14 protein-coding genes are annotated in these 25,110 nt (G+C 42.3%); 13 read left to right on the top strand and 1 reads right to left on the bottom strand.

Going from position 1 to position 25,110, the window contains the following annotated elements:
• Nucleotides 1-11 precede the first annotated feature (11 nt).
• From QUD85_RS10580 to QUD85_RS10565, 4 genes are all read left to right on the top strand, one after another.
• On the top strand, nucleotides 12-476 hold the full coding sequence (locus QUD85_RS10580) for a YybH family protein (RefSeq protein WP_093328089.1): 465 nt from the start codon (nucleotides 12-14) through the stop codon (nucleotides 474-476).
• 90 nt (nucleotides 477-566) lie between these two features.
• Nucleotides 567-998 (top strand): MerR family transcriptional regulator, encoded by a 432-nt coding sequence (locus tag QUD85_RS10575; RefSeq protein WP_093328091.1) that lies wholly within the window; start codon nucleotides 567-569, stop codon nucleotides 996-998.
• Entirely contained in the window at nucleotides 988-3,231 is a 2,244-nt protein-coding gene (locus QUD85_RS10570) for a heavy metal translocating P-type ATPase (RefSeq protein ID WP_093328093.1), read from the top strand. The genes QUD85_RS10575 and QUD85_RS10570 overlap by 11 nt, the downstream gene beginning before the upstream one ends.
• An 8-nt stretch (nucleotides 3,232-3,239) precedes the next feature.
• A complete protein-coding gene (locus QUD85_RS10565; protein ID WP_093328094.1) occupies nucleotides 3,240-3,593 on the top strand; it encodes a cupredoxin domain-containing protein in 354 nt (117 codons plus the stop codon).
• Nucleotides 3,594-4,164: 571 nt separating this feature from the next.
• Here the strand turns inward: QUD85_RS10565 and QUD85_RS10560 are convergent.
• Complete coding sequence (locus QUD85_RS10560; protein ID WP_286218889.1) at nucleotides 4,165-11,349, bottom strand: LamG-like jellyroll fold domain-containing protein; 7,185 nt, start codon at nucleotides 11,347-11,349, stop codon at nucleotides 4,165-4,167.
• Between the two features lie 308 nt (nucleotides 11,350-11,657).
• Here QUD85_RS10560 and QUD85_RS10555 point away from each other — a divergent pair, with 308 nt between their 5' ends.
• From QUD85_RS10555 to QUD85_RS10515, 9 genes are all read left to right on the top strand, one after another.
• Nucleotides 11,658-12,068 carry a hypothetical protein gene (locus QUD85_RS10555; protein WP_093328098.1) on the top strand — a complete coding sequence of 137 codons (411 nt, stop codon included), beginning with the start codon at nucleotides 11,658-11,660 and terminating at the stop codon, nucleotides 12,066-12,068.
• A 102-nt stretch (nucleotides 12,069-12,170) separates the two neighbouring features.
• Nucleotides 12,171-13,586: a TolC family protein gene (locus QUD85_RS10550; protein ID WP_093328100.1), complete on the top strand. Its 1,416-nt coding sequence runs from the start codon at nucleotides 12,171-12,173 to the stop codon at nucleotides 13,584-13,586.
• On the top strand, nucleotides 13,586-15,355 hold the full coding sequence (locus QUD85_RS10545) for an efflux RND transporter periplasmic adaptor subunit (protein WP_093328102.1): 1,770 nt from the start codon (nucleotides 13,586-13,588) through the stop codon (nucleotides 15,353-15,355). Before QUD85_RS10550 ends, QUD85_RS10545 begins: the two co-directional genes overlap by 1 nt.
• Before the next feature lie 18 nt (nucleotides 15,356-15,373).
• Entirely contained in the window at nucleotides 15,374-18,523 is a 3,150-nt protein-coding gene (locus tag QUD85_RS10540) for an efflux RND transporter permease subunit (RefSeq protein WP_093328103.1), read from the top strand.
• Between the two features lie 297 nt (nucleotides 18,524-18,820).
• On the top strand, nucleotides 18,821-19,549 hold the full coding sequence (locus tag QUD85_RS10535; RefSeq protein ID WP_218139582.1) for an ATP-binding cassette domain-containing protein: 729 nt from the start codon (nucleotides 18,821-18,823) through the stop codon (nucleotides 19,547-19,549).
• The gene (locus QUD85_RS10530; RefSeq protein ID WP_093328108.1) at nucleotides 19,546-21,117 is read left to right on the top strand and encodes an ABC transporter permease; all 1,572 of its coding nucleotides are present in this window, start codon (nucleotides 19,546-19,548) and stop codon (nucleotides 21,115-21,117) included. The genes QUD85_RS10535 and QUD85_RS10530 overlap by 4 nt, the downstream gene beginning before the upstream one ends.
• Nucleotides 21,118-21,129: 12 nt before the next feature.
• A complete protein-coding gene (locus QUD85_RS10525) occupies nucleotides 21,130-21,822 on the top strand; it encodes a DUF3299 domain-containing protein (protein ID WP_093328109.1) in 693 nt (230 codons plus the stop codon).
• Nucleotides 21,823-22,057: 235 nt separating this feature from the next.
• Nucleotides 22,058-24,235: a S46 family peptidase gene (locus QUD85_RS10520; protein WP_093328111.1), complete on the top strand. Its 2,178-nt coding sequence runs from the start codon at nucleotides 22,058-22,060 to the stop codon at nucleotides 24,233-24,235.
• A gap of 111 nt (nucleotides 24,236-24,346) precedes the next feature.
• Nucleotides 24,347-24,889 (top strand): redoxin domain-containing protein, encoded by a 543-nt coding sequence (locus tag QUD85_RS10515; RefSeq protein WP_093328113.1) that lies wholly within the window; start codon nucleotides 24,347-24,349, stop codon nucleotides 24,887-24,889.
• Nucleotides 24,890-25,110 lie beyond the last annotated feature (221 nt).

Below are 25,110 nucleotides of genomic sequence, written 5' to 3'. Positions count from 1 at the left end.
AGAAATTAAAAATGAAAATAATAAAGATAATACTCAGCTTACTAGTGACAACCAGTCTACTTGCTAATGCACATGGTGATAAAAGTAAAGAGCAAGGCTTATTTAAAGGGGCTGATACTCCCGCTGCGAAAGTAGTAGTTGCATTTCATCTAGCACTAAAAACCGGCGACAAAAAAACAGCGAGAAGTCTGTTAGCTGATGATGTCACTATATATGAAGGGGGGCGTGTGGAAAGAAGTGCGAATGAATATGCTCATCACCACATGTTGTCAGATATGAAATACCTAGCTGCTGTCGATAGCAAAATATTAGAACATCAAGTGACTGTTTTGGGGGATACCGCTATATCTGCTTCACGTACTCACACAGTAGGCACCTACAAAGGTAAAGACCGCGATTATCAAGGCATGGAAACCATGGTGCTTGAAAAGCAAGGTGGTGAGTGGAAAATCAAACATATTCATTGGTCACATTAGACTCATGACTTAAAATTAGTATTGACCTGTGTCTTACACACAGGTCTACACTCAACTTAACTACTCAAATATTTTAAGTTGCGAGGTCATATGAAAGTGTCCGAACTAGCCAAGGCTTATGGCACAACGCCTGATACAGTAAGGTATTACACGCGTTTGAAGTTGCTTAATCCGATAAAGTCGGAAAATGGCTACAAATATTATCCGCCCACAGAGGTTTCTCGATTCAAGTTTATCTTAAGTGCAAGGCAACTTGGCTTTTCGGTGTCTGATATTCAGCAAATAGTTGATGAGGCTAGTCATGGCAAAGCTGCATGTCCATTGGTTCGAACGCTTATTAAAGAGCGATTAGCTGAAACAGAAAAACAATTCCAGGCAATGCTAAAGTTACGTGAAAATATGAGCAGTGCCCTAGAGCAATGGGAATGTAAAGAGGATAAAGCACCAACATCTACGATGGTTTGTCATCTTATCGATAGTTTCGAGCCTGTAGGTACGGAGGAACCAAGTGATGAAAAATAAAGAACCTAGCCAGCAACTTATTATCGAAGGCGCAGGTTGTGCGAGTTGTGTTGGTAAAATTGAATCCGCAATTCAATCGACTGCGGGAGTTGTTTCAGCTGAAATGAACTTTGCAGATAGAACGGTGATGGTTTCTGGTACAGCGCACGCTAATGAACTAATCAAAGCGGTCGAGTCGGCTGGCTACAATGCAAAGCTATTGGATAACGCAAAAGCGGATCAGATTTTGGATGAGAAAGAAGCTGCTGATTGGGAGTATTACAAGAAGTTACTGCGAGATACTTTTATTGCACTGTCTCTAGGTATTCCACTAATGATCTATGGGTTGTTCATTGGTGAGATGACCGTTGTTACAACAACAGAACGAATATCATGGCTTATTGTAGGTATTGCCACTTTGGGTGTGATGTATTTTTCAGGTAAGCATTTTTATGTTGGTGCATGGAACAGTTTCAAAAATCACTCTGCCAATATGGATACACTTATAGCTGTAGGCACAGGCACAGCTTGGATTTATTCAATGGTTGTTGTGCTTTCACCTGACGTACTTCCCTTTTTGGCTCGTCATGTATATTTCGAAGCTACAGCAATGATCATTGGGTTAATCAACTTAGGTTTAGCACTTGAACTAAAAGCACGGGGCAAGACATCACAAGCCATAAAACGTTTGATTGGGTTGCAAGCAAAAACGGCTATTGTTATTCGAGACAATAAAGAGGTTGAAATAGGTATTGAGCAAGTCTTAGAGAACGACGTTGTAAAGGTTAAGCCTGGCCAAAAAGTTCCTGTAGATGGTGAAGTCGTGGACGGTCATACCGCTATAGATGAGTCAATGCTGACAGGTGAACCAATACCTGTTGAAAAAAATGTGAGTGATCAAGTAGTGGCAGGAACACTTAACAAGTCAGGCTTAATCCTTTTTAGGGCTACTCGAGTTGGAAAAGACACTGCGCTTGCTCAAATTATTAATATGGTAAAGAAAGCACAAAATTCAAAACCACCTATTGGTCGCTTAGCTGATTCTATTTCAGCCTATTTTGTGCCAGCTGTGATGATAATTTCTGTGTTAAGTGCTTTAGCGTGGCTCAACTTTGGTCCTGAGCCTGCCATTGCCTTTGCTACCGTTTCTGCGACAACAGTTTTGATTATTGCTTGTCCATGCGCATTGGGCTTAGCAACTCCTATGTCAGTGATGGTTGGCGTTGGAAAAGCTGCTGAGGCTGGCGTATTAATTCGTAACGGTGAAGCATTACAAACAGCATCAAAAGTTACGGCAATGATTTTGGATAAAACAGGCACAATTACAGAGGGCGCTCCTAAGGTTACTGATATAGTCTTAGCAAATGCCACAGATGAAAAGTCAGTGCTTCAGTTAGCTGCCAGTTTAGAAAATGGTTCTGAACATCCTCTTGCAGAAGCAATCTTAGAAAGTGCAGCTCTGAAAAAAATCGAACTGTTAAAAATTCAATCATTTAAAGCGATTACAGGCCAAGGTGTTAAAGCAAGATGTGAAGGAAAGTCGCTATTGTTCGGCAACGCTAAATTGATGGCTGAAGAAGATGTAGACCTGACTGGTTTTACAGGAAGAGCACAATCCCTAGCTAAAGAAGCAAAAACTCCAATGTACTTTGCTGTTGATGGCGAGTTAGCAGCAATTATCGCGGTGGCAGACCCTATTAAACACGACTCCATTTCTGCCATTAAGAGACTGCAAGCAAACGGTATTAAAGTGATTATGCTGACTGGCGACAACAGAGAGACCGCAGCGGCGGTTGCGTTAAAAGTGGGGATCTCTGAATTTTACGCAGAAGTCCTTCCTGAAGATAAAGCGAGTAAAGTTAAGGAACTTCAGAACTTAGGTGAAATTGTTGGTATGACTGGAGACGGTATCAATGACGCTCCAGCTTTGGCATTAGCAGACGTTGGTTTTGCAATTGGTACAGGTACTGATGTGGCCATCGAAAGTGCCGATGTTACTTTAATGAGAGGCTCTTTACATGGTCTTGCTGATGCTATTGCAGTGAGTAAAGCGACGTTAAGAAATATAAAACAAAACTTATTTGGCGCTTTTATATACAACATCGCAGGGATCCCTGTGGCGGCAGGTGTGCTTTATCCTGTATTTGGCATCTTACTGAGCCCCGTTATTGCTGGTGCTGCTATGGCGTTCTCTTCATTAACGGTAGTTTCCAACGCAAACAGATTACGCTTATTCAAATCGAGAGAAAGTTAGGAGTTGATATGTTGATAGCAAATATAGTTGGTTTGGCGACAATCGCTCTTATTATTTGGTGGTTTTGGCTTTATAAACCTGAGGCCAAAAATGCACTCAAAACTGATGTAGAGGTAATCGTTAAAGATGGCGTTTACTCACCAGCATTGATCAATGTGCCGACTGGTAAACCAATACAACTAAGGTTCACTCGTTTAGATGAATCTCCTTGTGCAGAAATGTTATTGATCCCTGAGCTCGAAATTAGTGAACAATTATTAGTTAATAAGGAAACTGAAATTGTTTTGCCAGCGCTCACAATTGGGGAGTACAAGTTTCACTGTCAAATGAATATGTATAAAGGACTGATAAGAGCAATTTAGACTTGTAACCAACATAACAATAGCGCTAGTTATTTAAAAAATAGGAGTTTCAAACTTTATTTTAACTCTAACGTTCAAAAGTAGGGTTTTAGTTGTTTAGTTTCAAACTTGCTTTTTGTATTAATTCCTTTTAAAACAATGCTCTTAAGTTGCAAACTTTATTCGAATCTGACAGCATAGCTATTGGCGATATGCCCTAAGCTGTATAGATAAGAAAGCGAGCTATCAGGCTCGCTTTTTTTATGGCTGTGCACTTCCGTTCATAGTTGAACTCAAAGTTTTGATAGACAGTTTGAAGTTCTTACATGAAAGGTAGCTATGAGTTGTGGTATCAACCGATGGATGCAAAACATCGATAAAATTTGCATGAAAGTTCATACTAATTTCTGTTCTAGCTACAATTTTTGGTTTTTAGAGACATTGAATTTCCCTTGACGCTTTAACCCTAAAGAGTGGGTATATATCGGTTCACTTAGCACTTTATTGTTGATGCTTAATAAGCTTTTCGTTATTTATCACTATGCAATAAAAAAGCAGCACTAAGGCTGCTTTTTTTATTTCTCATTAACCATTATTGGCGGTTAATTGTGACCACTTTTTTAAGGCTTTCTCTATCATCAGCAGTATAAACAATATACGTGAATGAATCCGTCGTAATCGTGTTATCACCGTCAGGTGTGTATGTGAATTCACCTGTATAATGGCTGAACACTAGTTCACCATTGCTTGGCATGTCGACAATATTAAATTCAACACCCTCACCAATTGGCAATACACCAGTGAAGGTTTCGTTGTGACCTGTTTCGAATGATAAGTTAATGCCATTTTCAACGGTTATTGCGCCAAAGATAGAGCCGTTATGTCTATCTGTTGCCTTGTTCTTACGGGTTTCTAGTTCGAAATCGTAATACAACAATAGATCTTGTTCACAGCCCAGTACCATTTCGTCTTTACACGCTTTGATTTCGTCTGCAGACAATGCTCGTGTCCATACCGCAAAATCATCTATATTTCCTTCAAAATACGTTCCTGAAGATGAAGCATATTGATCGACACTGTAAGCGCCTATTCTCATTGGTGCATGATTGCTCATATTACGTTTCGTGCCTAGGCCGTTACCTGAACCAGAAACTTCACTACCATCAACATACAAGGCTATCTTGCCACGATCCCAGTCCGCAACAACCGCGACATGATACCAACGACCTGTCTTAAATGATCCTGCGCTGTATGTTTTTACACCGTTATTAGCAGCATCATGGTGATATTCTAATCGGTTTGAACCATTTATACTAAAAGTCCAACCTTTATATCCTGCCGCACCACCAATCTTCTTAGTCGCTATCATACGTTTGGTACCGTTTGAACCAGGCGCTAAATAAATCCAAGCTTGAATAGTAAAATTCTCACCAGCAAAATCTAGAGAACCGTCGGACGGGTCACCCAAATTGATATAATCGCCATTACCATCAAGCGTCATGTGCGCGTTGTGCTTTTCAAGTGTTGGCGCGTTTACCAATACCATTTCGCTTGCACCCGTTAAGTCTTCTAATTCACCATTAACAAGTGTATCGAAGTTGTAGTAAGACACTAAGCTTGCATCGTTTAATGACACGCCTAATGTACGATTCGCTGCAATCGTTTCTTGAGATAACGCTTGATTCCAAATTCGAATTTCATCAATTTGGCCGTAGAGCTTTTTGCTTATACCGTCATTACCTGACGCCCAGACAAAGTAAACGTCACTTGTATCCGCCGCATCCACAGCTGAGATGATCAATTCACCATCTAGGTAAACCGATAACTGCTGAGTCGGTTGATCATAACTTATGGCGTAATGCTGCCATTGACCAACACTAACAGTTTCCGTTGATATAAACGTGGTATTTGTCGCCTTGATACGTATGCGACCGTCAGATAGCACCCTAATCGCTGCTTTGGATGTATTTTCACCCTGAGTAAACGTCACGATATTAGACTTGTCGTCAACGTTTAGCGCATCAACTTTCACCCAAGCTTCCATCGTATACGAACTGTTTGGATTGAAGCCAGTGTTCATGGTTTGAACCATGCTTTGATCTGTGCCATCAAAGACAATCGCATTGCCAAAGCCACTTTTTATCGACAAGTCTTGTGAATATGGACTTTCAACGTATGCCCATTCAGAACACGCTGGATTGCCATAATCCGTACCATCGTAAGGCGTTACACAAAATGCAACATAGCTATCAACATCTTCAGTTGATAAGGTATACGACTCATACACTTCATCGCCGATAACTTGTGCGTCTGTGTCACTGCCCGTTGCAGAGCGGTACCACTGGTAATTTGATGACTCTTCAATATCATCTTCTGGATCGCTATAGGCGTACGTTGCAGTCACTGTCGACTTGCCAATGTAATCACCTGCTATCGTGATATCAGACGCCGTTGGCGGGTTGTTTTTGTATGACAATACCGGTTCACCACACACACCACCTTGGTTACACAAATCGAAAGACAACTGCGTTGTATAGGTGTTTTGTGCTAACGTGATTTTTGTTGAACCACCAAAATCAGTTTCTCTAAATGGTACAACATACTCTGTATCCATTAACGGACCATAAGAACCCTTTTCGAATATTGCACCTTGATTACCTTTTACGTAAATATTGGCTGCAGTACAAACCGCTTCTTGCACGTTATATTCAAACTCTAAGAACTTGAACGGCATTTTCAGTGAACTTGCCATTTTACTCTTGTTCACAAAGTTCGATTCAGCGTTGACGGTTAATACGGCGTCGATCATACCGTCATTGTTTACATCATGCGCTAGTTCTGGCGTAAAATTAATGTCTTCTTCAGGATCGAAGTAGATTTCTGTACCATCTTCCAACACAAGAATTGCCGTAGATTCAACATTCAATTCAAAGTCTTGATATAAGTCGAATGTGAAGCTAACAAACGTATCTAAGGTACTGAACTTGTAGCTACGATATAAGTCATCACCTACTGGCGCAAAGTAATCTTCAATACAGGTATCCGTTGAACCTTCAACGGCTTCCATACCTGCTTTGGCATGCCATTTCGTCCAATTTTTACCCCAGTAGATTTCTTCCGCAACCCAATCCACTAAATCGTGCCCTGCAAGGAAGCGTAATTTGTCTACTTCTAACTTGATGGCTTTTTCAATGGCTTTTCTTGCCTTAGGTTCTACATCACCGGCCAAGGTTTCACGCGTCAGGTTTTTAATGAATAGTGAGATCTCTTGATTGGTTCTATTCGCTGGAATGAACGAGTAGATTGTTGCGGTTGGATCTGAAATATCGTCGCTGATTATTTCGATACCATCAGTCGCACCAACATGCGCATAAACAACATCAACCTGATACACACCGTTCACCATGCTAGTATCGTAGGTGATGTTTGTGCTAATTTCTCTGGCTTGCGCGATTGTTGTTGCTAACGACAGTTCATAGAAATTGTTTGTAATAAGCGCAGTAATTTCATCGTCGGTTAATGCTCTAGTTAAATCAAATACTTCAGTATTATCGTCTAACTTGTAACAATCGGCTCGATTAAGCGCATTAGCACAGTTATCCCCATAAACACCTGACGATTCTGCGCCAACACTTTTCGACACAGAACCGTAATCGATTTCTGTTGTGTCGTTCATATTGGGGAAAACTTCTGATTCGAAACTCATAAAGAAGTCTTCAACAATTAACTCTGCAGAAATTTCCACACCTGGAGAAGACGCCATAAAGTTTGCGTTCTGATCAACCTTAAACAAGGTTGTTAAGTTGACAGGTTGACCAACTTGGATTTCATCCGGGTATTTCAAGTCCATCGTTAATGGAATATCGGCTTCAACCCAACCACCGAATACATCTAAACCGCCAACATAGTGAATTTTACCGCCAGATTGCACTCTAAAAGCTGGCCATGTGGCCGCTCCTGAATCTTCATCAGGCAGGGTCCAAGTCATTTTCGTTTCTGTAGACGCCCAGTCAGGAGAACTCATACCCAATAACTCAAGTACGGTGTTTTCGCCCCAATAACTGCCTTCACCACTGACATCGCCGTCGAAGCTGACAGTTATGGCATCCATGTCCAATACATTGACGGTAACCGTTGCGCTATCCGTTACGTTGTATTGGTCATAAACAATCACTTCTAACGAATAAGTTGAGGTATGCTCAAAGTCTAAACGGGAAATTGAGTCACTTATCGTTAATACACCTGTTTGTGTATCAAGCACTAGGTCGCCATCAGAATTTCCACTTAATATTTGGAACGTCACAAAGTCGCCGACATCGTTTGGATCGGCTGCAATAGTTCCAATTGCAGTGCCACTTGCTGCTGATTCACTTACCGTAAACACTTGGCTTTCAATGGTCGGTGCATTGTTAACACTAATCGTCACTGCTTCTTGCACTAACATAGTGGCAGAGCCTGCAGTAAACACTTTGTAGGTTATATTGTCGATAACCTGCGTCGCGCCTGAATCAACCCATTGGTTGTTCGCTGCACCTACATAGTCATTGTCATCACCTAAAATGCGTAAGTTTGAGTTGCTGCTCACACTCTTGTTAAGCGTAATGGAGTTTGCACCCGAACCACGTATATCAAACACTTCAACGTTACGAACGCGAGACGCCTCAGCAGCAAGGTTAAGATTAATGCCAGAACCCTCAAACACTAGCGTATCGGTATTACCACCACCGTCAATGCGGGTAAAGTCGTTGTCTGATATGTAAATGGTATCCTCACCAGGGCCAGCATAAACCGCATCTGCACCACCATTGGTGAGAATAACATCATCACCGGTACCTGTAGCTATATTGTCAGCTGCAGAAGACCCAGTGATCGAATCATTACCATCAGTACCCCAAAGTGAGATTAGGTTGCCATCACCATTAAGCACATAGACAGCACCTGTATTGTTTAGGTTATTTTTGTTTGAAGATGGCGTACCAAATTGAATGTCTTTTATACCGTCGCCGTTTATGTCACCGGCACTAGCAATGAACTGACCTAGCTGCTCACCACCGTTACCTTCAGAGTAAAAGCCTTGGCTGGTTTCAATAATTTCGCTTAAATAAACTGGGTCGGTACCTTTACGGCCATAAACGGCATATACACGACCTTTGTTACCTTCAGCAAACGGGTCGCCAATAATGATGTCGTCAAAACCATCACCATTTAGGTCACCGGCACCACCAATTGATCCCAAGATAACTTGTAATTGATGATGATCGATATTTGACGCATCGTTGTGAATAACAAAGCCTCCGTTGCCATCAGCAATGTCGGCTAGGTTAATTTCATCGGCAACGTTTACGCCACCAAATAAAATATACGCACGAGGATGGTCAATGGCAGAACAACATCCAGTATCTGTCAGTAATAATGCGATATCGTCGACACCATCAGCGTTTACATCGCCTACGTGAGACGTGGTAAATGAAGGAAGTGCATCTAACGTTGATGCACCGAAGTCAAAGCCATAATTACCGCTTCCCTCAGGGACAATTTTGATACCATTGCCAGCTGATTTAATGCTGTTGTATTTAACCGCTTCGCCACCAATACGACCATACACCACGTAACTTGTACCTGAAAAATCAACGTACAAACCATGGCTAACAATAAAGTCTGTCAAACCGTCACTATTAAAGTCACCTGTTGGAAGCACCTGGGCACCGTATTGCCAATCGCTAAATAGCTTGCGGCTAGGGCGAGTTATAGCAAAACCTTGTTCGTTGTAGTCGGTAGCAACATTTGCTAGCTGAACCACGTCAGTGTTTGTTTTACCGTAAACAACATAGGCGAGGTTTGGATCTGGAGATGCGTCTTCTAACAGGTCTCTTAATGCAAATACACCAGTACCTGCTAGGTAGCGAGTAACCGTTTCACCAATAATGATGTCACCAAGACCGTCACCATTAACGTCGCCAACGACTAAAGAACCACCAGCTAGGTCGTCCTCGTATGCACCGTGTATCGCGAAACCGTCGTCGCTGTCACCGTCATTTAAATATGATAAAGGAACGTAGTTAGTATCAGTTTTACCAAACACAACGTAGGTAGAACCTGAGCTCGCCCCATTTATACTTGAATATGGCGCACCTACTACAACGTCTGATAAACCGTCACCGTTTATGTCTACACCACCGGCAACAGCAAAACCTGCGTTATCGCCAGAGGCCGCCCCCATGATGCCGAAACCTCTAGTTCCACCTCGAACTTCAGTTAATGACGGGAAAGTACCTGTAGCATCACTGAATAGAACGTATGCCGCTCCGTTATCTTCTAAAACATAAGAACCATCATTTGCCAGCAGATCAGCTTTGGGAGAACCAACAATTATATCGTCGAAACCATCACCGTTTACGTCACCAGCAGGTGCAACTGCCCAACCTGTCCACTCATCAGCACTTAAACCATCGATAGATTGCGCATTGTTGTTGAGTGAATCGTTAATGTCATTCACGTTAATGGTCACAGGTGTATCATAATGGTTACCCGCACCGTCGGTTACACGAATCGTTAGTGTGTATTGGTTGTTGCCTAGTTCGAAGTCTAATTGTGTTTGATCTGCAACTTTAATGTCACCTTTAACTGCGTCGATTGAGAATACACTTGCATCGTTGCCAGCAACAATTTCATAACTGTAATGCTCAAGAGGGATATCCCAACGGCCAGCTTCAAAAACTTGGTAATGAAGGTCAAACTCGCCAAAGCTTTTTGGCACAACGCTTTCGTTATCTGAATGCAAATAGGCCTCAAGCATCATAGGTGCAACGAAGTTTAAGCGCACTGCTGCATCATAAATGTCTTTGTCTTTACCAACCGCCTGCACGAAGACGACCGGGTTATTATAAGATTTTGAAAAATTGATCGTGAATGGATTATCTTTACCTGTATCTTCAACTGTGACCACGCCTGTTTCACCAACAATCGCCATAGTCTCAGTAAACAATAATCCAGTACCTTGCAACGCAAATACGTTCACGTTTTCAGCAACATGCGTATCATCGTCGAGGTTATCAATATGAAGTTTTACTCTATTTGCGTTTATTTCATCAATCGCGACGCCACTTTGAGAAGTGCCGTTATACGTTGATAAGGATGTCAAAATATTCGGAGTATCTGTGAAAGGTGCGCTAAACGCATGACCATATGTGTTATGCGTAACAGCAATGCCTGTACTTGCTACCTCAATAGGCTTGTCATTCAATATAGCAGAAATAGGCTCAGCAAATGCTATCCAACCTAGTGTTTCGCCTTCACCAGTATTAAGGAAGCTTTGGATAACGCTGGTGCCTTTTTTGTCTAATTCAGACTCAAGTACTGCGTCAAAACCTAGGGCAGTTACATTGTCTAAACGATGACGCATCAGCAATTGATTATTGTTTTTGCTGGTTACGCCTGAATATGAATAGGTGTTTACTTCATATTCAACTTGATAATCACTATTTGATTGAATCTGACCAAACACAATAGGAGCCTGGGCAAACGTCGATTTAAATGCGATAGGCTCAAACGCTTCACCGTTAGTCGTCCAGTTTTTTATATCCGTTGTTCCTACTTCTAAACGTACCGTTTTGTCTGATACGCCATCAAGGAAACGAATGGTGCCTATCGTCGTGTTAACTTTCGTGTTTTCATCTACGTTGAAAACTTGTGCTGGTAAGGAAGTTTCCCCCAGCGCAGCATATGGCATGACACCTGTTGCCAAAAACATACTGCTTAAGATAGTTTTCTTGTTCATTTATTGTTCTCCGCACATCGGGGATATCTCCCACGCTCGCAAGTTAACAATTAAATGTGGATTAAATATGGAGAACGAAAAAAAATTATGTTTATCAATGAGTTTAAAGGTGCCGTGTACGTAAAATGGACATAGGCCGCATTCAACAGCAAGAGACATGGAAAATTTTTAACAACTGTTGTTTGCCAAATAATCATTGTATTTGTAAACGTTGCTAGCAGCCATAGCAAACACGGTTTTAGGTGTTGAAAGATTTACATTTTTAATAATTTGCCTTACCCTTACGGTGATCTATTGATGAGACTTTTATGATTAAACGCACATTAAACGCATTTATAGTTGTCGCTATGTTGGTTGCCTTTGTTGGGCAAGCCTTGGCGTTTACTGCTATGTCTTGCGATATGTCGAGTGAATCATCTCATCAGTCGCACCAAAATATGGATCACAGCGCTATGGGTCATGCTGATATGGATCATAGCATGATGGATCACAGTACCATGAATCACGGCACTATGAGTAACAACAGCCAAAATAGTCATGAAGATTGTTGTGGTGCTGATTGTGCTTGTCCCGTGGCGGCGTGCATGAATATCAGCATGGTTGGCTCAGAGCCAAAAACAGCCTATTTAGCGCGTCTAAGCGAAGCCGTATTTTCTCCATCAGTTAATCACACAACTTCAATCTACACCTCGTTATATCGTCCACCGATTTTTGCCTAACCTAGCATCAGTGCGTCTGAAATTTACGCACAACCACTTATTTTCTTAATCAACATAGCGCGTATGCGTTAAAGAAACTGCCAGCATTGTCTGGGGGCAAAGATGATCAATACATACTTAAAACTTGCAGTAGTCTCACTGTTTCTGCCGTTTGGCGTTCATGCGACCGAACTTCAACATCAAAAAGCATTATCGCTAGAGCATGCGATAGATGTCGCACTTTTTAATGACCCATGGTTGCATGGTAATAAGTTACGACAACAAGCGATTGAAAATAGAAGTAAGGTGTCTAGCACGTTGCCTGATCCTACTGTATCGATAGGCCTGCTGAATATGCCAACTGACACATGGAATTTTGACCAAGAGGCAATGAGCCAGTTCAAGGTAGGTATTACGCAAATGTTTCCAAGAGGAGACTCGTTGGCGATCAAACAGGAACAATTGCAAATAGAATCAACGGCCTATCCGCTATTGCGCGAAGATAGAAAGGCTCAAGTAAAACGAGATGTTGCACAGTTGTGGTTAGATGCTTACTTAGCGCAACAAATCATCGCGCTAATTGAGCAAGATAGAGCGCTGTTTGAACAAATGGTGGAAATTGCTGAAGCAAACTATTCCAATGTAGTTGGCAGAGTTAGACAACAAGATGTGATTCGCGCACAGCTAGAGCTTGTAAAGTTAGAAGAGCGTCTTGCTATGCAGCAACAATTGTTGGAATCAACACACGCTCAGTTAAATGAATGGCTGCATACCTACGACGCGCAAAAGCTTGATCAGCCTTTTGATTTTGATGCTAGCCCGATGGATTTTTCTGTCGCTAACCAATTGCCGACAATTCAACTAGCTAACCCAAGTGTACTTGAACGTTCAAACTATTCGAGAAATGCCTTAGCACGAGAGCTTGCTAAGCATCCAGCGCTTCGCGCTATCGACGCCAAGTACAAAGCGATGCAAAAAGGGGTAGAGCTTGCTGAACAGCAATATGGCCCACAATGGGGCGTCAATGCCAGCTATGCTTATCGCGATGATATGCCGACTGGCGATAGTCGTTCGGACCTGTTTTCGATTGGCGTGACCTTTGATATTCCGCTGTTTACTGAAAACAGGCAAGACAAGCAAGTTGCTGCATCTGTCGCTGAATCAGAAGCGATTAAAACTGAAAAGTTAATCGTCACAAAACGCATGATAAGTACGATTGAAAAAGAGCTTAGGCAGCTGCAAAGGTTGTCCCAAAGGCAAACGATATATCAAGACCAATTGCTCAAACAAACACACGATCAAGCGGAAGCTTCTTTAACTGCCTACACCAATGATGATGGCGACTTTGCCGAAGTGGTTCGTGCAAGAATTGCCGAGTTAAATGCCAGAATTTCCGCCTTAAAAATAGATATTGATGCATTAAAAACAGTGGCTCGAATTAACTATTTTTTCGCAGCCGACCCAAGCGAAAAGCAAGCTAGCAATAACTTTAGTAGCGCACAATACACCAGTTCAACGGCGCAGGTTGGAGGCAAGTAATGTCAAATAAAAACAACATAGCATTCATTAAATTAGTAATCGTAGCCATAATAGGTGCAATGATAGGTGCTGGCGCACTGAGTATGTATCAAGCGTCGACATTGTCTGACAACCAAGATGAATCTGATGGAGAGAGTAAGCCGCTCTATTGGGTAGCACCTATGGATTCGAATTATCGCAGAGACAAACCAGGCAAGTCACCGATGGGAATGGATCTGGTGCCCGTTTATCAAGAAGATAGCTCGGCAGACAGCCCGGGCACGATAAAAATATCGCCGCAAGTTATTAATAACCTAGGTGTAAGAACATCAAAAGTTGCATTAAAACCAATGCTGTCTGAAGTGACGACCGTGGGTTATGTGCAGTATGACGAAGATCAGCTTGTTCATATTCACCCTCGCGTAGATGGTTGGATAGAAAAACTATTCGTAAAGGCGGCGGGAAACCCAGTAGAAAAAGGACAACCGCTTTATACACTCTATTCACCGCAACTAGTTAATGCGCAGGAAGAGCTGCTGATTGCGCTGAATCGCAACAACAAATCCTTGATATCAGCAGCTAAAAACCGCTTAAAGGCGCTTCAACTTTCGCCTACGTTTATTGATCAACTTGCAAGAACCAAAAAAGTGAAGCAAAGCATCACCTTTTACTCGCCGCAATCCGGTGTAGTTGATGGGTTAAAAATTCGTGAAGGCTTCTTTGTGAAACCGGGCAATACCTTAATGAGTATCGGTAAGTTGGAACAAGTTTGGGTTGAAGCAGAAGTATTTGAGCGTGATGCAGCGCTTATTAGCAAAGGGCTTCCCGTATCAATGACGCTAGATTATTTACCAGGTAAACGCTGGGCTGGCGTAGTTGATTATGTTTACCCAACGCTGAATAACAAAACCCGAACTCTGCGCGTACGGTTAAAGTTTGAGAATCCAAATTATCAGTTAAAACCTAATATGTTTGCCCAAATTTCGATTCATGCCAATCAAGGTGACAACGCGCTACTGGTACCTAAAGAAGCGGTTATTCGCACCGGAAAACAAGATCGCGTGGTATTAGCGCTTGGTAATGGTGAGTTTAAATCGATTGCAGTGGCTGTTGGCCGTGTCGATCAGGACAACATCGAGATCATTGAAGGGTTAAATGAAGATGACGTCATTGTAACCTCTGCTCAGTTTTTAATTGACTCAGAATCGAGTAAAACATCTGACTTTAAGCGGATGACATACGAAAACGTGCCTCAGTCAGTATGGATGGAGGGCAAAGTTAATCGTGTTATGGCAGAGCAGAAGATGGCAAACATTTCCCATGGTCCAAGTGATGAGTGGGACTGGCCAGAAATGACCATGGATTTTAATGTGGCAGGCAGCGTTGATATTAACGAGTTAAAAGCAGGGCAAACACTGCATTTTGAAGTGTCTAAAACAGACGTTGGAGGCTATGAAGTTACAGGTATCCATATTATGTCAGAGCCTCAAGATGGCAGCGAAGCGATATCCTCCGCCACGGTAACAGGCACGATTAATGCGATTAAACTTGCGACACGCACCATGAATATTAGCCGAGGCCCTATTGAAAAATGGAATCGAGCGGCGGCAACAATGGACTTTGTGGTGGCAGACGAGCTCGATATATCAGGTTTCAATATTGGTGATCAGATCATCTTCACATTTGAAATTCGTGACGACTTTATTATCACTGATATCGCTTTAGGCTCAAAAGACATGGGCGATGACGCTTTTGAAAGCCATAGCGTAGATCACAGTAATCACGGATAGCTGATAGGAAACTTTATTATGATTGAATCAATAATTAGGTGGTCTGTAGGCAATCGTTTTTTCGTGGTATTGATCACGTTAATCATAGCTTTTGGCGGGCTCTACTCGTTAAAGAATACCCCTGTAGATGCCATACCTGATTTATCAGATGTGCAGGTGATTATCAAAACCAGCTACCCAGGGCAGGCGCCACAAGTTGTGCAAGATCAAGTCACCTTTCCACTTACAACAGCCATGTTGTCTGTGCCAGGGGCTCAAACAGTGCGAGGTTACTCATTTTTTGGTGACTCGTACGTGTATATCATTTTTGACGATGACACCGACCTGTATTGGGCGAGAAGCCGAGTGCTTGAATACTTAAGCCAAGTTGCCTCTAGTTTGCCAGATACTGCTAAACCGCAATTAGGACCAGATGCGACAGGCGTGGGTTGGGTATACATCTATGCGTTAACCGATAAAACGGGTCATCACGATTTAAGTCAGTTAAGAAGTATTCAAGATTGGTTTTTAAAGTATGAACTGCAAACTGTACCTGGCGTATCTGAAGTTGCTGCCGTAGGCGGTATGGTGAAGCAATATCAAGTGCAAGTCGACCCTGACAAGCTAAGAGCCTACAACGTGCCGTTAAGTCATATTCAAATGGCGCTTAAACGCGGTAACCAAGAAACTGGCGCATCTGTTGTCGAAATGGCAGAAGCCGAGTACATGGTAACCGCGACGGGTTACATACAATCCGTGCAAGACATAGAAAAAATACCGCTAGGCATCAATGAGCAAGGCACGCCACTTCGTATTGGCGACGTTGCCAACGTTAACTTAGGACCGCAAATGCGCCGTGGCATTGCCGAGTTAAATGGTGAAGGCGAAGTCGTGGGCGGTGTTGTGGTGATGCGCTTTGGCGAAAATGCGCAGCAAACCATAAACGGCGTAAAAGAAAAGCTTGAAACGCTTAAATCGTCTTTACCTGAGGGTGTTGAGGTTGTGCCTGTTTACGATAGGTCGAAATTGATTGAAAGGGCGGTTGATAATCTCTGGAGTAAATTGCTTGAAGAGCTCGCCATCGTGGCCATTGTTTGCGTGGCGTTTCTGTTTCATCTTCGCTCGTCCATTGTCGCAGTTGTCACCCTACCTTTAGGTATTTTAGTGGCATTTATTATCATGCATTTGCAGGGAATCAATGCCAACATTATGTCGCTTGGTGGGATCGCGATAGCGATAGGAGCCATGACAGACGGCGCTATTGTGATGATAGAAAATATGCACAAGCACATGGAAGCTCTTAACAAAAAAGGAATACCGCTGACCGATGACAACCGCTGGCAAATAGTGGCGCGGGCGGCAAGTGAAGTTGGCCCTGCTTTGTTCTTTAGTTTGCTTATTATCACGGTGTCATTCATGCCTGTGTTTATATTGGAAGCGCAAGAAGGAAGAATGTTTTCTCCTCTGGCTTATACCAAAACTTATGCAATGGCGGCATCGGCAGGTTTAGCAATCACTTTAGTACCCGTGTTAATGGGCTACTTTATTCGCGGGAAGGTCATATCTGAAAAGAAAAACCCGTTAAATCGCCTGCTTATTTCACTGTACATGCCTGTGCTTACAGCGGTGATGAAATTCCCCAAGTCAACTCTGGTGGCTGCTTTGCTCGTTACCCTTGTCGGCTTTTATCCGGTAAACAAAATTGGGAGTGAGTTTATTCCTCCATTGGATGAAGGCGATCTGATGTATATGCCAACAACCTATCCTGGCATTTCAATAGGTAAGGCAAGAGAGTTATTGCAACAAACCGACAAGCTTATTCGTACGGTGCCGGAAGTTGACAATGTCTTTGGTAAAGTCGGGCGAGCCGAAACAGCAACGGATCCAGCGCCTTTGACCATGATAGAAACCTTTATACAACTTAAGCCTCGAGAAGAGTGGCGAGAAGGTGTAACCACGGAATCTTTAAAAGCTGAACTAGATAGTTTAGTGAAGTTTCCAGGGTTAACCAATGCCTGGGTAATGCCCATTAAAACGCGTATCGACATGTTAGCAACAGGTATTAAAACGCCGGTAGGAATTAAGGTAGCAGGCCCTGATTTGGATACTATTCAAACCATTGGCCAACAAATTGAACAGTTGCTGCCACAAGTTGCCGGTACAGCGTCAGTTTATTCGGAGCGCGTAGCGGGAGGTCGTTATATAAAGGTGGATATATCGCGCGACAAAGCGAGTCGTTTTGGCCTTAATATCGAAGACGTTCAACAAGTGGTGTCTACTGCCATCGGTGGCATGAATGTGACACAAACAGTTGAAGGGCAAGAAAGGTACCCTGTTAATTTGCGTTATCCTCAGGACTATCGTGACTCTCCTGAACAGCTTGCTAGGCTGCCCGTTGTTACGCCGAACGGTCAGCGTATTGCATTAGGTGATGTAGCAGACATACGCGTTGAAAACGGACCGCCTGGCATCAAAAGTGAAAATGCACGTATCAACGGTTGGACATTTATCGATATTGACGGTGTGGATGTTGGTAGCTATGTAGAAAACGCTAAAGCGTATTTGGCAAACAACCTTGCGCTACCTGCAGGCTATTCAATTACTTGGGCGGGACAATATGAATACATGGAACGCGCTAAAGAAAAGCTTTCTTATGTGTTGCCGCTAACGCTTGCGATCATCGTGATCCTACTTTATTTAAACTTCCGTTCGTTGAGTGAAGTAGCGATTATAATTGTTACCTTACCTATGGCTATGATTGGCGGTCTTTGGTTGATGTACTTGGAAGGCTTTAACTTCTCTGTCGCTGTTGGTGTTGGCTTTATCGCCCTTGCTGGCGTTGCAGTAGAAATAGGGGTGCTCATGCTTGTATACCTTAATCAAGCCTTAGCGCAACTCAAAGAAAAAGCTGAAGAGAACAATGAACCTATCACGCAGCAAGCATACCGGCAGGCGCTAATTGAAGGGGCAGGTTTAAGAGTTAGACCTGTGATGATGACAGTAGCAACGATAATACTTGGCTTATTGCCAATTTTGTATGGTACAGGCACAGGCTCTGAGGTGATGAGCCGAATCGCAGCACCTTTAGTTGGTGGCATGACAAGTGCCGTGTTACTGACCCTTATCGTCTTGCCGGTGATTTATTCTTTGGTTAAAAAGCCAATGCAAAATGCGACTAGAAAATCTTAAACAAAGAAATAGCATAGTTTTGAATGACGCATTTAAAACGATTGCTACAGCGGCCCGGATGTATTCAGCTCTTACTAAATATAAGATTTTTAGTTTTAGAGCTGGTGTGTCGTGTCGCTGTTATAAATTCTATCTGGGACATCTGGCATTGCAAAAAGGGGGCTCGGATACAAAAATCACTTAATCAATTGATTGTGATATGTTATATCATTACACTTTCTCTCGATATAATCGTTATTTCTGTTACCTAAAAACTATAGGTGCAAACCGCAAGGGCATTATATGACCAAGGTCAATGTGATTAAGGCTGAAAGCATAGTATTTATGTGGCCAAAATCTTCGTCTTTTACGTTGTCGATAGACCACTTAACAGTGACCAAAGGCGAAAAAGTGTTTATTCAAGGAGCGAGTGGTTGTGGTAAAACAACCCTGCTTAGTCTGCTTAGTGGCGTCAATCGTACCCATTCAGGACAACTATCAGTGTTGGGAAGTCAACTTTCTAGTTTATCAGGTGGTCAACGAGATCAGTTTCGAGCAGATCACATTGGCGTGGTTTTTCAGTTGTTTAATTTACTGCCTTATCTAACGGCAATAGAAAATGTTGTACTGGCATGTAAATTTTCAAAACAGCGCGCGCAAAAAGCGATAGCAAAATCAGGCTCACTTGAGCAAGAAGCCATACGCCTACTAGCCAAGCTTGAGCTATCTAACCAACAACTCCTTAATAAGCCGGTTGGGCAATTAAGTATTGGCCAACAACAACGTATTGCAGCAGCGCGAGCACTGATAGGTTCACCAGATATCATTATTGCAGATGAACCAACTTCGTCGCTCGATCATGAAGTGAGCGAATCGTTTCTGGATTTATTGTTTACTGAAATTGAAGCGTGTAACGCAACGTTATTGTTTGTCAGCCATGACACCCGACTTAAAGAGCGATTTGATAGCACTTGGACACTGATGCATGACCAAGACAAACAGGAAAGTCGATTATTACTAACACAGCCTGAGCGAAGCACATCATGAATGTTGTAACGTTAACGCTAAAGAGCTTTAGATATCGAAAGTCGGCAACCCTACTTGCAATTGTGTCGATCGCTATAAGCACGGCATTGCTATTATCTGTAGAAAAAATCAGAACCCAAGTTAAAGATAGTTTCACCTCGACAATTTCCGGCGTCGATTTGATTGTTGGCGGTAGAACGAGCCAAGTAAATCTCTTGCTTTCGTCCGTCTTTCAAATGGGCACGGCAACAGGTGGTATATCAACAGATTCTTTTGAGAAAATCAGTCAACTACCAGCAGTAAAATGGTCGATACCATATAGTTTGGGAGACTCGCACAGGGGGTATCGAGTTGTTGGTACTAACGAAACCTATTTATTGCATTACCAATATGGCAATAGACAAGCGTTACGCGCCGCTCAAGGTCATTGGTTTGAACAGCCACTAGATGTTGTATTAGGGGCAGAAGTAGCAAGGCAGTTAGGTTATCAATTGGGCAACAAAATTACCTTAAGTCATGGCGAAGGACAAAGTTATATGACCCATGATGCACACGCCTTTCATGTGGTTGGCATCCTAGCGCCGACGTCAACGCCCATTGATAAAAGTTTGTTTGCAGATTTAGCTGACCTAGATAAATTACATGTTCAGCAAAAAGCGTTTGAGCGCGGCGCTGATCCGTTTAGATCTAGACTTGATAATTTCAAAGCTAGGAAAGCGCAGTCGCAAAACGAACAAGTAAAACAGCATTCACATACTGTCCACGCTGACAGTGATGAGCATCACGACCATGATCGTCATCAACATGACGGGCATAAACACCAAGCACATGATGATGGGCACGATCATAGCCATGAGCCGCACGCTACGAGTGAAGGTCATCACGACCATGATCATCACCAACATAGCGAACATAAACATCATGCATATGACGATGAGCATGCTCTTAGCCATCAAGGGCGCATTGAGAGTCAAGAGCATCACCAATCTCACGATGAAGGACATGATTCGCATGAACACCACAACCATTTAACATCGGAGCAGATATCGGGCTTTTATATTGGCTTGCAACAGCGACAACAAGCCTTGTCTGTTATGGCATTTATTAACGATTTTTCCGACGAACCGTTGATGGCGGTGATGCCAGGGGTTGCCTTGTTAGAACTATGGTCGATGATGAGTATGGTTGAAAAAGTATTGTTTGTGCTCTCTTTGATTGTTGTTGCGATTGCACTGAGCAGTATGCTGATTATATTGCTCTCTAGTTTAGGACAACGCCGAAGAGAAATGGCGATATTAAGAGCCATTGGTGCAAGACCGACACACATTTTTAGTTTGATGATGTTAGAAGCACTGGTTATCGTTGCACTTGGCATTGGCCTAGGTATCGCCACCCTTTATGGCGCACTGTTATTGATTAAACCTATGTTGTTGTCGAGCTTGGGTATATTTATTAGTATTACCCCGTTAAGTGGTTATGAGCTGCAACTAGTAATGGCTATGGCAGCATGTTCATTAGTTATCAGTTTATGGCCAAGTATTCAGATTTATCGTTATACCTTAGCCGATGGTATGTCAGTACGAGTTTAGTTAGGAATTGTTATGTTGTTAAAACGCTTATGGTTGGTTTTTATTGCAGGCTTTTGTTTCGCGACCAACGCCACTGATTACCAACCGGTTGATTTTTCGGTACTGAATCAACACGTCAACTATGAGCAAATAGATGATCCTTTTTGGGATCTAGAAATGGACGTACTAGAGCTACTTAGTATCGTTGTTGTTTATCAAGACAAACGCGATGCTAACGTGCCTGTTACCCCAGGCGAAGAACAAGAATATGAGCAAGCAAGAAGTTCGCTTAAAGCGTTAAACGTTGATGTCGACGGATTGCTAAAGAAACGCTTGGAAATTATAGCGCAATGGGAAGCGCAAAATATGTCGGTTAATCCGGTTATTGTAAATAAAAACGTTGAAATACAAGGTTTTGTGTTGCCAATCGAATGGCAAGGAAAGAAGCTGTCAGAGTTCCTGCTTGTACCATACGTTGGCGCCTGTATTCACCAGCCTACGCCGCCACCGAATCAAATTGTTTTTGTAAAAATCAAACAACCGATTAGTTTCCCCGAGTTATCAACCTTTATTTCTGTAACTGTACAGGGCAAGTTAAAAGAAGAAATTTTAACAACCAACCTTACCTTGGTTGATGGCACGGAACCTGTAGGTACGAGTTATACCATTAGCGCCGATTCTGTAAAGGTAAATGAACATAGCAACAATGTAGGTGATTTGTTTTAACCTTCACCTTTTGTTTAAGATACAGACGTATTCAAATGAAAGTCATGTATTAGCTGGTTTATTTGAAAACACGACACCTTAACTTTAAAACTTATCGCTCTATCGCAATTGACTAAACATTGTTTGGTGACTCGATTATAAAGTTAAAGATAGTGTGATAATATCACAAAACATATCCATTCCCTGACAACAAGGACGATTCTAAATTACATTGGACGTACTTTTAGGAAACATTATGATTAATAAAAAACTATTGAAGGCATTGTCTTTCATATCGTTTGCGTTTGTTGCACAGTCACAAGCGTCAGAAGGTATGTGGCAACCGCATCAACTAAAAGATATCAGCGCTGAACTTAAAAAAGCAGGGTTAGCGTTAGACCCGAAGCAAATGCAGAACCTAGATCAGTTCCCAATGAATGCCATTATTAGTTTAGGTGGCTGTACCGCTTCATTTTTATCAGAACAAGGCTTAGTGGTAACAAACCATCACTGTGCTTACGGTTCAATCCAATACAATTCATCTGAAGATAACAACTTGCTAGAGCAAGGATTTGTAGCAAAATCTTTGGCTGAAGAAGTGCAGGCTGCGCCAGGCTCTCGCGTATACGTGACTGAGTCATTGACAAACGTGACAGATAAAGTCACCGGTAACATTCCTGCATCTGTAAAGGGTGAAGCGTACTTCAAAGCGATTGAATCTAATGAAAAAGCGCTTGTTGCAGCATGTGAAACATCACAAGACTATCGTTGTGAAGTATATAGTTTCCATGGTGGTTTGGAGTATTTCCTAATTAAACAGCTAGCCATTCGTGATGTACGTTTAGTTTATGCGCCGCCGTCAAGTATTGGTAAGTTTGGTGGTGACACTGACAACTGGATGTGGCCAAGACATACAGGTGACTGGGCATTTTATCGCGCTTACGTAAACAAAGATGGTAAGCCAGCGGATTATTCAAAAGACAATGTACCATTTAAACCAAAAGCATTCTTAAAAGTTAACGCCAACGGTGTAGAAGAAAACGACTACGTTATGGTGTTAGGTTACCCTGGTAGAACAAACCGATACCGTACAGCTCAAGAAGTTGAAAATCAGTTTACATGGGTTTACCCAACAGCTAAGCGCTATCGCGAAGAGTATATCGATATCATTAAAACAGTCGCACCTGAAGGCAGTGACGCGCGTATCAAATATGAAAGCACATTAGCTGGTTTAGCCAATTATGCAAAAAACTACGGCTCAATGATGGAAAGTTTTAGCAAAGGCGACATGTTGCAGCGCAAGCAAAATGAATTAGCAGAGCTGCAAGCTTGGGTAAATGCATCAAGCGAGCGTAAACGCCAATATGGCAAAACACTTGACGAACTTAACGCGCTAATTTTGCAAAGCCAAGAGAACCAGGCACGCGGGCTGATCCTAGCGTATATCGGTCGTACTAATTTAATGGGCGTTTCTAAACGTTTGTATCGTTTGGCTCATGAAAATGAAAAGCCGGATGCGGAGCGTAAACAGGGCTACCAAGAGCGTGATATGAATCGTTTCACACAAGGTATGAAGCGTGTTAATCGTCGCTATGATGCCGAAGTTGATAAAGCGGTGCTTGCTCATTTCATTGCACAATACGCACAATTCCCTAAGGCAGAACGTAACTTAGCATTTGATAAATTCTTTGGTTTAGACAAAGGTTTTGACGCTGCAAAGCTAGCGAAACAACTTGATGCAATGCATAGCAATACTCAGCTTGACGAAGAAGCGATGCGTTTAGCATGGATGAAAAAGCCAGTTAAAGCATTCAAAGAAAGCAAAGACCCTTACATTCAGTATGCTGTTTCTCAGTATGAAAACGATACGAAACTAGAAAAACAAGCACAAGAACTTGCGGGTAAGCTTGCTCAAATTCGCCCTCAGTTTATGTCTGCAATGATCGCCTTTAAACAAAGTAAAGGCGAGCCAGTGTATGCTGATGCAAATGGTTCTTTGCGCATTACCTTTGGTAACGTAAAAGGTTACTCGCCGCAAGATGGCCTAGTTGCAACACCATTTACTACGCTTGAAGGTATGTTAGCGAAATACATTGCTGGCGATCATGAATTTGATTTGTTTGAGAATATTCGCAGGGCAATTGCTGACAAAAACTACGGCAACTACTACCGTAAGAGTTTAGACTCTGTGCCTGTTAACTACCTTTCTACCTTAGATATTACCGGTGGTAATTCAGGTTCTCCAACATTAAATAGCAAAGGCGAATTTGTTGGCCTAGTGTTTGATGGTGTTTATGAGTCTATTATTGGTGATTGGGATTACAACCCGACATACAATCGTGCTATTCATACCAGCGTGCCATTCATGCTGTGGACAATGGAAAAGATCGACGGTGCACAAAACATCGTAGATGAGATGACGATTGTTAGATAAGACATTGATAATGTTAGTTCATCTTAAAAAGCAGCTTATTTAGCTGCTTTTTTTATGCCTTTTTTAACAAGCTTGACTAGTATAAAAAGTGATTTTTATTAAGGAGTGCGCATGAGCTCAGATTACACATCGAAATTACATCCAGGGGTTAAGTTTCCGTCAATCGAAGTCACCGTTAGGGGCGGCGACAGTTTAACCTTAGGGCAACCTCAACATGGTTTAGATTGGCAAATGGTGGTGATATACCGCGGCAGACACTGCCCACTATGCACTAAATATTTAAATCAGCTACAAACATTTAAAGCAGAGCTTGCAGAGATAGGTGTCGATTTAGTCGCTGCCTCCGGCGACAGTGAAGCACAACTTCGTGAACATATGTCCCGTTTAGAGTTAGATTTTCCTCTAGGTTTTGGTTTAACAACTCAGCAGATGACTGACTTGGGTACCTACATTTCTGATCCGCGCTCACCGCAAGAAACAGATCATCCCTTTGCAGAGCCCGCATTGTTTGTCGTTAACAGCGAAGGCACTATTCAAGTGGTTGATTACTCCAATAACCCCTTTGTTCGCCCAGAACTAAGAACCTTAGTAAACGGCTTAGCTTGGATACGAAACCCTGAAAACAATTATCCTATTCGCGGAATGCACAGATAACCTAACGGACTTAATGTCACGCGGCAAAAGCACAATCAAAAATTACTCTGTGAGACATTGAGTTCGGCTTTTAACTATTACTCGACGGAATAAAAATAGCCATTTTTGAAACGCTCTTGAATTCTTGTCGCTGACAGCAAAAAAGGCGCAATTTGTCTGATAAAAGGTGAATATTGTGTCGATATATCCTATCTTATTGATAATAATTATTATTTAACAAA

This window comes from Thalassotalea agarivorans, assembly GCF_030295955.1.
Taxonomy (GTDB): domain Bacteria; phylum Pseudomonadota; class Gammaproteobacteria; order Enterobacterales; family Alteromonadaceae; genus Thalassotalea_D; species Thalassotalea_D agarivorans.
The sequence above is the reverse complement of the archived record's forward strand: the minus strand, read 5'-3'. Positions and strand labels throughout refer to the sequence as shown.

Excerpts from the sequence above, each read along its gene's own strand:
- QUD85_RS10575 (WP_093328091.1), top strand. The coding sequence starts at position 567 with ATGAAAGTGTCCGAACTAGCCAAGGCTTATGGCACAACGCCTGATACA.
- QUD85_RS10560 (WP_286218889.1), bottom strand. The coding sequence starts at position 11,349 with ATGAACAAGAAAACTATCTTAAGCAGTATGTTTTTGGCAACAGGTGTC.
- QUD85_RS10530 (WP_093328108.1), top strand. The coding sequence starts at position 19,546 with ATGAATGTTGTAACGTTAACGCTAAAGAGCTTTAGATATCGAAAGTCG.
- QUD85_RS10580 (WP_093328089.1), top strand. The coding sequence starts at position 12 with ATGAAAATAATAAAGATAATACTCAGCTTACTAGTGACAACCAGTCTA.
- QUD85_RS10570 (WP_093328093.1), top strand. The coding sequence starts at position 988 with ATGAAAAATAAAGAACCTAGCCAGCAACTTATTATCGAAGGCGCAGGT.
- QUD85_RS10540 (WP_093328103.1), top strand. The coding sequence starts at position 15,374 with ATGATTGAATCAATAATTAGGTGGTCTGTAGGCAATCGTTTTTTCGTG.
- QUD85_RS10520 (WP_093328111.1), top strand. The coding sequence starts at position 22,058 with ATGATTAATAAAAAACTATTGAAGGCATTGTCTTTCATATCGTTTGCG.
- QUD85_RS10565 (WP_093328094.1), top strand. The coding sequence starts at position 3,240 with ATGTTGATAGCAAATATAGTTGGTTTGGCGACAATCGCTCTTATTATT.
- QUD85_RS10545 (WP_093328102.1), top strand. The coding sequence starts at position 13,586 with ATGTCAAATAAAAACAACATAGCATTCATTAAATTAGTAATCGTAGCC.
- QUD85_RS10515 (WP_093328113.1), top strand. The coding sequence starts at position 24,347 with ATGAGCTCAGATTACACATCGAAATTACATCCAGGGGTTAAGTTTCCG.
- QUD85_RS10525 (WP_093328109.1), top strand. The coding sequence starts at position 21,130 with ATGTTGTTAAAACGCTTATGGTTGGTTTTTATTGCAGGCTTTTGTTTC.
- QUD85_RS10550 (WP_093328100.1), top strand. The coding sequence starts at position 12,171 with ATGATCAATACATACTTAAAACTTGCAGTAGTCTCACTGTTTCTGCCG.
- QUD85_RS10555 (WP_093328098.1), top strand. The coding sequence starts at position 11,658 with ATGATTAAACGCACATTAAACGCATTTATAGTTGTCGCTATGTTGGTT.